At 38.5% G+C, this 8,618-nt stretch carries 8 protein-coding genes; 6 read left to right on the forward strand and 2 right to left on the reverse strand.

The features are described 5' to 3' along the window. Nucleotides 1-18: 18 nt before the first annotated feature. Nucleotides 19-951, reverse strand: a complete 933-nt coding sequence (locus B5D30_RS11170) for a glycosyltransferase family 2 protein (protein WP_078808162.1) — start codon at nucleotides 949-951, stop codon at nucleotides 19-21. 12 nt (nucleotides 952-963) lie between these two features. Further along, nucleotides 964-1,467 (reverse strand): GtrA family protein, encoded by a 504-nt coding sequence (locus B5D30_RS11175; RefSeq protein ID WP_078808151.1) that lies wholly within the window; start codon nucleotides 1,465-1,467, stop codon nucleotides 964-966. A 225-nt stretch (nucleotides 1,468-1,692) separates the two neighbouring features. On the opposite strand from B5D30_RS11175, the gene galE reads away from it, so the two are divergent. The 6 genes from galE to B5D30_RS11205 all read left to right on the forward strand — a co-directional run bounded on the left by galE (nucleotide 1,693) and on the right by B5D30_RS11205 (nucleotide 8,389). Then, entirely contained in the window at nucleotides 1,693-2,685 is a 993-nt protein-coding gene (gene galE / locus B5D30_RS11180; RefSeq protein ID WP_078808152.1) for a UDP-glucose 4-epimerase GalE, read from the forward strand. Between the two features lie 16 nt (nucleotides 2,686-2,701). After that, the gene (locus tag B5D30_RS11185) at nucleotides 2,702-3,721 is read left to right on the forward strand and encodes an NAD(P)H-dependent glycerol-3-phosphate dehydrogenase (RefSeq protein WP_078808153.1); all 1,020 of its coding nucleotides are present in this window, start codon (nucleotides 2,702-2,704) and stop codon (nucleotides 3,719-3,721) included. A 164-nt stretch (nucleotides 3,722-3,885) separates the two neighbouring features. Further along, entirely contained in the window at nucleotides 3,886-4,779 is an 894-nt protein-coding gene (galU, locus tag B5D30_RS11190; RefSeq protein ID WP_078808154.1) for a UTP--glucose-1-phosphate uridylyltransferase GalU, read from the forward strand. Between the two features lie 258 nt (nucleotides 4,780-5,037). Then, entirely contained in the window at nucleotides 5,038-6,486 is a 1,449-nt protein-coding gene (locus tag B5D30_RS11195; RefSeq protein WP_144399584.1) for an alpha-L-fucosidase, read from the forward strand. Between the two features lie 24 nt (nucleotides 6,487-6,510). Continuing rightward, nucleotides 6,511-7,461: an ABC transporter permease gene (locus tag B5D30_RS11200; protein ID WP_078808156.1), complete on the forward strand. Its 951-nt coding sequence runs from the start codon at nucleotides 6,511-6,513 to the stop codon at nucleotides 7,459-7,461. 10 nt (nucleotides 7,462-7,471) lie between these two features. Further along, nucleotides 7,472-8,389, forward strand: a complete 918-nt coding sequence (locus tag B5D30_RS11205) for a carbohydrate ABC transporter permease (protein WP_078808157.1) — start codon at nucleotides 7,472-7,474, stop codon at nucleotides 8,387-8,389. Nucleotides 8,390-8,618: the final 229 nt, after the last annotated feature.

The raw sequence follows: 8,618 nt of genomic DNA on the forward strand, positions 1-8,618 counted from the left end.
CAGTTAAAAATCCAGCCACTATTTAGCAGCTGGATTTTTTTCTTTTATAATGTAAAGTGGACGATTTTTTGTCTCAAGGAAAATTTTTCCAATATATTCGCCAATCACTCCGAGGGCGAGCAGTTGAATACCGCCGATAAATAAAATAATACAAGCAGTAGATGCCCAGCCGGGAGTGTCGATTCCATTGACCAACGCACGAAAGACAATAAAGAGAATACCGATAAAGGACAAAACCGAAAAAATTGAGCCAAAGACGGTCGCAATTCTAAGAGGCATTGCGGAAAAATTGATAATCCCATCAATTGAGTATTTGAACAAACTCCAAAAACTCCAACTTGTTTGTCCGTGCTGACGCTCGACATTTTCAAATTCTAAATAATGCGTTTTGAACCCAACCCACTCAAATAATCCTTTTGAAAAACGATTGTATTCGCTCATTTGTAATACGGCATCAGTCATTTGTCTAGTCATTAGCCGATAATCTCTTGCACCGTCAACCATATGTGTATCGCTGATTTTGTTTTGGAGATTGTAGAAAAGTTTGGCAAATAAACTGCGAATAGGCGGCTCGCCAACACGACTAATGCGACGTGAACCGATACAGTCATATTCTTTTTGTTCAATCAAGGTAATCATTTCGATTAGCAATTCAGGTGGGTCTTGCAAGTCGACGTCCATTATGGTAACAAGTTCCCCTGTTGCCTCTTGCAATCCTGCATAAATTCCAGCCTCTTTTCCAAAATTGCGTGAAAAAGATAAAAAACGTACACTTTCTGGATTTTTTTGATACAATTCACGCAAAACGGCAAGTGTATTGTCGCTTGAACCGTCATTGACAAAAATGTACTCAAAAGTGTACTCAATTTTTGTTTGAATTTCCTCCATTGCCTGATAAAAATATGGAATAGCCTCCTCTTCGTTGTAGCAGGGGACGACTACCGACAAAATTTTGCTCATCTCTTATTCCTCCGTTTTCCCTTGTTTAAAGACGATAAATTTACTAATTAAATAATTAAGCGAAATAATCAAGACTTGTATCACTAATGTCCAGAAAAATTGATTGACCAATTCGGCTGAACCGATAAAACTTGAAAATGGTTTGACTGAGAAAATCCCTTTTTGGTAATTGAGTGCGTGAAGATGAAAAAGCGAAATGAAGAAATTCGCCCCTGCCTCGATACAGAGATAACTAATCAATAAATCAAGCACCCAGCCACTCATTCTCCCTAAAACAAACTGGAAAAACTCTACAAAAACATTTTTTGATTTATCAGATTTAGTGAAAACAAATACTTTATTGGTAATAAAAGCGAATAAAATCGCAACAATTTGTGCAATATTGACAGCCCCTGTTGTACCAAACCCTACGCTTAGCATGAAAAATCGCACCAATATATAAACAAGTGTTGTCGCTACACCAAAGATTAAGTATAAGGCGATTTCGTTTTGGAACAGCTTTTTCACATTAATGCTCCTTTTTCTAGCTACGAAGTGCAAGAGATTACTTATCCGCCACTTCGTTTTTTCTTTTTATATTAACGGCAAAAAAATTAGTCATTCTTTCTTTACTGTAAAGTTTATCATAAACCTTAATAAAATACACTCAAACATTTCATTTTTTCTTTTCTTTTGTTAAAATAGTAATGATATGGGGATTTTAGAATAGGAAAAATCTGGAGGAAATAAGACATGACAGTACTGGTTTTAGGTGGAGCGGGCTATATTGGCTCTCACGCAGTAGATAAGCTAATTGAGGGCGGTTATGATGTAGCAGTAATTGACAATTTGGTAACAGGACATCGTCAATCTTTGCACGCAGCTGCTCGTTTTTATGAGGGAGATATTCGTGATAAAGCGTTTATGCGTAAAGTTTTCACGGAAGAAAAAAATCTTGAAGGTGTTATGCACTTTGCAGCAGCCTCCCTTGTCGGTGAAAGCATGGAAGTTCCATTGAAATACTTTAACAATAACGTCTATGGAGCCCAAGTTACACTTGAAGTGATGCAAGAATTTAACGTGAAACACATTGTATTTTCTTCAACAGCAGCAACTTTTGGTGTGCCAAAAGAAATTCCAATTGTTGAAACGACACCACAGGAGCCAATCAATCCTTATGGTGAGAGCAAATTGATGATGGAAAAAATGATGGAATGGCAATCTAAAGCGAGTGATTTGTCTTATGTAGCACTTCGTTATTTCAACGTGGCAGGTGCAAAATCTGACGGTTCTATTGGTGAGGCACATACACATGAAACGCATTTAATTCCAATTATTCTCTCTGTTGCACTTGGCCAACGTGAAAAATTGACTGTTTACGGAGATGATTACAATACAAAAGACGGCACGAATATTCGTGATTATGTGCAAGTAGAAGATTTGATTGACGCTCATATTTTAGCACTGGAATATTTGAAAAATGGTGGAGAAAGCACGGCTTTCAACCTTGGAAGTGCAGAAGGGTACTCCAATCTTGAGATATTAGAGGCGGCTCGTAGAGTGACAGGACACGCTATTCCGACAGAAATTGGGCCACGCCGAGCAGGAGATCCTGATGTATTGATTGCTAGTAGTGAAAAAGCGAAAAACGTATTAGGTTGGCAACCAAGTTATACGACAATGGAGGAAATTATCCAGACAGCTTGGACTTGGCATAGCAAGCATCCAAACGGTTATAACGATTAGAAAGTAGGTTTTTCAGTTGGAAAAACAAAAAGTAGCAATTTTAGGTCCGGGTTCATGGGGGACAGCTCTCGCACAAGCATTAAACGACAACGGACATGAAGTACGAATTTGGGGCAATATTCCAGAACAAATCAACGAAATTAACGAACAACATACGAACAAACACTACCTTCCAGAGCTTGTGCTGGATGAAAACATTCGTGCTTTTCACGACTTATCCGAAGCTGTTGAGGGAGTGGACGCTGTATTGTTTGTTGTTCCAACAAAAGTGATGAGAATTGTCGCTAAACAATATGCCGAAATAGCAAAAGGCGTGCCGATGATTATTCATGCCTCAAAAGGTTTAGAGCAAGGTACGCACGAGAGAATTTCAACGATTTTGTCAGAAGAAATTCCGCAACAAGTTAGAAAAGATATTGTGGTGCTCTCAGGTCCTTCTCATGCGGAAGAAGTTGCGGTGCGAGATATTACAACGATTTCAGCTGCTTGTGAAAATGAGCAGTCGGCAAGATACGTGCAACATCTGTTTACCAACGAATACTTCCGGATTTACACTAATCAAGATGTGGTGGGTGTGGAAACTGCTGGAGCATTGAAAAATATTATTGCAGTTGGAGCAGGAGCATTGCATGGACTTGGTTATGGCGACAATGCTAAAGCGGCAATCATTACACGAGGACTTGCTGAAATCACTCGTCTTGGTGTGGCAATGGGTGCGAATCCGTTGACGTACATGGGGCTTAGCGGTGTGGGTGACTTGATTGTTACAGGAACAAGTATTCACTCACGTAACTGGAGAGCAGGAGATGCTCTCGGTCGTGGAGAAAAACTTGAGGACATCGAGCGAAACATGGGAATGGTAATCGAAGGAGTTTCAACAACGAAAGCAGCGTATGAATTATCCAGAGATTTGAACGTTGAAATGCCAATTACGGAAACGATTTATGATGTTATTTATAATGGCAAAGAAATCCGCAACGCCATTTGTCAGCTCATGCTACGTGAAGCAAAACCTGAAAATGAATTTGAAGATTAATTTTTTGTTAAAAACAAAATTTCTTTGTGAAGAGTAATGCTTATTTTTTGTAGAAATGGTAGACTATTTCGTAGCTAGAATAAAAAAGTGAAGAAGTGCGTTTTAAAGTCTATCATGAATAGCCGAATCTTCACCAATCAATCAAAAAAACGAGGAGAAAACTTATGACAAAAAAAGTGAGAAAAGCAATTATTCCAGCAGCAGGATTGGGGACACGTTTCTTACCTGCAACAAAAGCAATGGCAAAAGAAATGTTACCAATTGTAGACAAACCAACGATTCAATTTATTGTTGAAGAGGCACTTCAAAGTGGGATTGAGGATATTTTGATTATCACAGGTAAAGGGAAACGTCCAATCGAAGACCACTTTGACTCAAACTTTGAACTAGAAGAAAATCTTCGCCAAAAAGGAAAATCAGAACTATTGAAACTGGTAGAAGAAACGACAGATATTCGTTTGCATTTCATTCGTCAATCTCATCCAAATGGTTTGGGACACGCAGTATTGCAAGCAGAATCATTTATCGGTGGGGAACCGTTTGTGGTAATGCTTGGTGACGACATTATGGAAGACAAAGTGCCGTTGACGAAACAGTTGATTAATGAATATGAATACACTCACGCATCTACCATTGCAGTGATGAAAGTTCCTCATGAAGAAACGGATAAATACGGGATTATCAAACCAAGTGGTGAGGCGAAAAAAGGTCTTTTCAATGTAGAAGCGTTCGTTGAAAAACCAAAAGTAGAAGATGCTCCAAGTGATTTGGCAATTATCGGTCGCTATTTATTAACGCCAGAAATTTTTAATTTCCTACACACGCAAAAACCGGGTGCAGGTGGCGAAATTCAGTTGACAGATGCAATTGAAGAATTAAACAAAACGCAAAGAGTATTCGCTCATGAGTTTAAAGGCAAACGCTATGATGTTGGGGACAAATTTGGATTTATGAAAACTTCTATCGAATACGGACTCACTCACCCAGAAGTAAAAGAAAATTTACGTGATTACATTATCGACTTGGGTGTGAAATTAGCGAAACAGAATAAAAAATAATATATTAAAGAGGCGTGGGCACAATTTGGTCCACGCTTTTTTTGTAGAAATAAAATGACTATGAAAAAAACAAAAAAATATAAATCCGCCAATTTTGATAGCGATTTCTTTTAGCTATAATAATAGCAAAGGGGAAGAAAACAAGGTACCTCTAAAAAGACTTTGGGCAGGCGAAACTTGCGAGATTCTCTGCTTGAACGTAGCAAATCGGAGGTTAAAACTCAAGCGTGTACGAAGTAAATGCGAAAGGAGCAGAGCATGGAGAGGAAACAAAGGAAAAAACAATTAGCAAACATCCGACCAAGTAAGGTGCAATTGGATTGGCAGGAAGTGGAATTTTATTCTTTTTTTCACTTTGGAATGAATACCTTTACAGGAAGAGAGTGGGGGGACGGCGTAACAAGTCCTAAAGTATTCCACCCGACAAATTTTGACGCACGGCAGTGGATACGAACGGTGAAAAAAGCAGGAATGAAAGGAGTTATCCTAACGTGCAAACATCATGACGGTTTTTGTATGTGGCCAAGTCAATATACCGATTACTCAGTGAAAAGTTCAGACTGGAAAGACGGCAAGGGTGATGTGGTCAAAGAGGTTTCGCAAGCGTGTTTAGAAGAAGGGATAAAATTTGGGTTTTATTTGTCGCCGTGGGATATGCACGAGCAAAGTTATGGTACGCCAGAGTATAACCAGTATTTTCGCAATCAATTAACCGAGCTTTTGACGAATTATGGTGAAGTATTTTCTGTCTGGTTTGACGGAGCTTGTGGTGAGGGGCCAAATGGGAAACGACAAAAATATGATTGGTCAAGTTATTATGATTTAATCAGAGAATTGCAACCCAATGCAGCTATTTCAATTAGCGGGCCTGATGTTCGTTGGATTGGGAATGAGGCAGGGCATACTCGCCGTGAGGAATGGAGTGTCGTACCCAAACATTTATTTGATCAAGACAAAATCAGAGAACATTCTCAGTCTGAAGATGATACGAATTTCCGAGAAAATTTTGATGCGACAGATGATGATTTAGGCTCTTTTGAATTGGTTAAAGATGAAAAAGAAATGATTTGGTGGCCGGCAGAAGTTGACGTTTCTATTCGTCCGGGGTGGTTTTATCACGAAGAAGAAGACGAAAAAGTTCGCTCACTTGCCAACCTAATGGATATTTACTTCCATGCAGTAGGTGGGAACGCTACGCTGTTGTTAAATATTCCGCCAAATAAAGAAGGACTTATCGCAAAAGAAGACGAGGCAACTTTACTTGCAATGGGAGAAGAAATTCAGAAATTCCAGCGTGAAAATTTAGTTGCAGAGGCAAAACTTTCTACAACGTCCACTCAAAAGGATGAGGTAGTAATTGATTTCACAAAGACAAGAAATGAAGGCTATTGGTGTGCCAAAGAAGATGACGATACAGCAACCATTACTGCAAAATGGGCGGAAAAACAAACATTTACTCTAATTGAACTTTGTGAACATTTACCACTAGGACAACGGATTGAACAATTTGAAATTGCAATGAAAAATGAAAACGGAGAGTTTGAGCGTATTTATACAGGATATACCGTTGGCTACAAAAAGATTTGTCAACTAGAACAACCAGTCACAACAGATGAGTTAGAAATTCGTATTTTATCAAGTCGCTGGTACCCAACGCTTTCTTATATCGGTGTGTATGATTATGACAATCCTGTATTAAATGAATAGCTGCAAGAACGTGAGGTGAAGAAAATGAGTAGTACAACAATCCCTCGGAAAAATAAAGTTTTGAGAGATTTTAAAAAGAATAAAGAATTATTGTTGCTTTCCTTACCCGGAACAATTTGGTTCTTGATTTTTAGTTATCTCCCAATGTTTGGGATTTTACTAGCGTTCAAACGATTTCGTGTAAGTGGGTCTTTTTTTGAAAGTTTCATGAAAAGTGAATGGATAGGACTGGATAATTTTAAATTCTTGTTCAAAACAGGAGATGCCGCTCTTATTTTGAGAAATACTCTAGGGTATAATTTGCTTTTCATCGTGCTAGGTTTAATCGTTCCACTGATTTTGGCACTCGCCTTAAACGAAATGCTGAACAAGCAATTATCCAAATTGTACCAAAGCATATTGTTTATTCCCTACTTTCTCTCAATGGTTGTCGTAAGTTATATTGTCTTTGCGTTTTTAGATCCGACAAATGGTTATATCGACACCGTTTTGAAATCATTTGGCATGAAGCCAATAGAGTTTTATGTCGAACCAAAGTATTGGCCGTTTATTTTAACGCTCGTGCAATTATGGAAAACAATGGGTTACAACATGATTATTTATCTAGCAGCAATTACAGCAATGGATAAATCTTATTACGAGGCGGCAGTTTTAGACGGAGCAAGTAAACTTCAACAAATTACCAAAATTACGATTCCAATGCTTAGACCTGTTGTTATCGTTCTACTTATCATGGCAATGGGGGGCGTTTTACGTTCAGATTTCGGTCTATTCTACCAAGTGCCACGTAACATGGGGGCGTTAATTGGTGTAACGCAAACGATTGACACCTACATTTACCGAGGGTTAAAAACAATGGGCGATTATGGTTTGACATCAGCTGCCTCGTTCTTCCAGTCGGTAGTCGGACTTTTCCTTGTTCTAGGAACAAACAAAATCATGAAGAGAATCGACAAAGATTCAGGAATTTTATAGGAGGCGTGCAATGTCAAAGAAAAAACAAGAAATTACAAGCAGTGCATTCGGGCAAATCAAACCGTCTTCCAATATCATTTTGTCAATCATACTAGGGATTTTTGCTTTACTGACCATTGTTCCCTTTATTTTAGTGATTGCTGTATCTCTCACGGAGACGACTTCGCTAAAAAAATACGGTTTTAGCTTTATTCCGAAAGAATTTAGTTTAAGTGCGTACCAAACGCTTATTGAGGGCAATGAATTGTTGCAATCATTTGGTTGGTCGATTTTGATTACCGTTATTGGAACAGTGCTAGGATTGTTTTTGATGTCAAGTTTTGCTTATCCGCTTTCCAGACGAAGTTTTCGATATGGAAAATTCTTTAATCTATTTTCCGTCGTACCAATGCTCTTTAGTGGCGGAATTATCGGAAGCTATCTTGTAATGGTCAACGTTCTAGGCTTGAGAAATTCAATTTGGGCATTGATTTTGCCAATGTGTATGTCTACGTTTTCGATTATTATTTTGCGTACATTTTATAAACTCTCCGTACCAGAGTCTTTGATTGAGTCAGCCTATATTGACGGAGCAAGTGAGTGGAAAATTTATTTCCGTATTATTTTGCCACTCTCTCTACCGGGGCTTACCACCGTTGCATTATTTTTGACTCTAGGCTACTGGAATGATTGGTTCAACGCAATGATGTATATTGATGACGGAAAAATTGTCCCACTTCAATATCTACTCATTCGTATGCAAAACAATATCGAATTTATGATTGCTAATGCAATGAAAATGGGCAATGTGCAAGACATTAGCAATTTACCAAGCGATAGTTTGAGAATGGCAGTTGTCGTGATTTCAACGGTTCCAATCTTAGTTGTCTATCCATTCTTCCAAAAATACTTTATCGGCGGTCTCACGATCGGTGCAGTAAAAGAATAAAATCACAATTTTTGGAAATAAGAAAAGCTACGAGGTGCGTTTTGAAGTCAGCAACAGTGAAGCGTAGCATTTACTTGCTGGAAACATAAGTTTCCAGTGCTGTTGTGAGCAGTTGCCAGACTTCAGTACCATGTAGCTAGAAAAAATAAAAGCGTAATGGTGCGTTCTGAAGTCTGCAACAGTGAACCACAGCATTTACTTGCTGGAAACGTAGTTTCCAGTGCTGTTG

This window comes from Pilibacter termitis (assembly GCF_900167335.1).
Classification (GTDB): Bacteria; Bacillota; Bacilli; order Lactobacillales; family Streptococcaceae; genus Pilibacter; species Pilibacter termitis.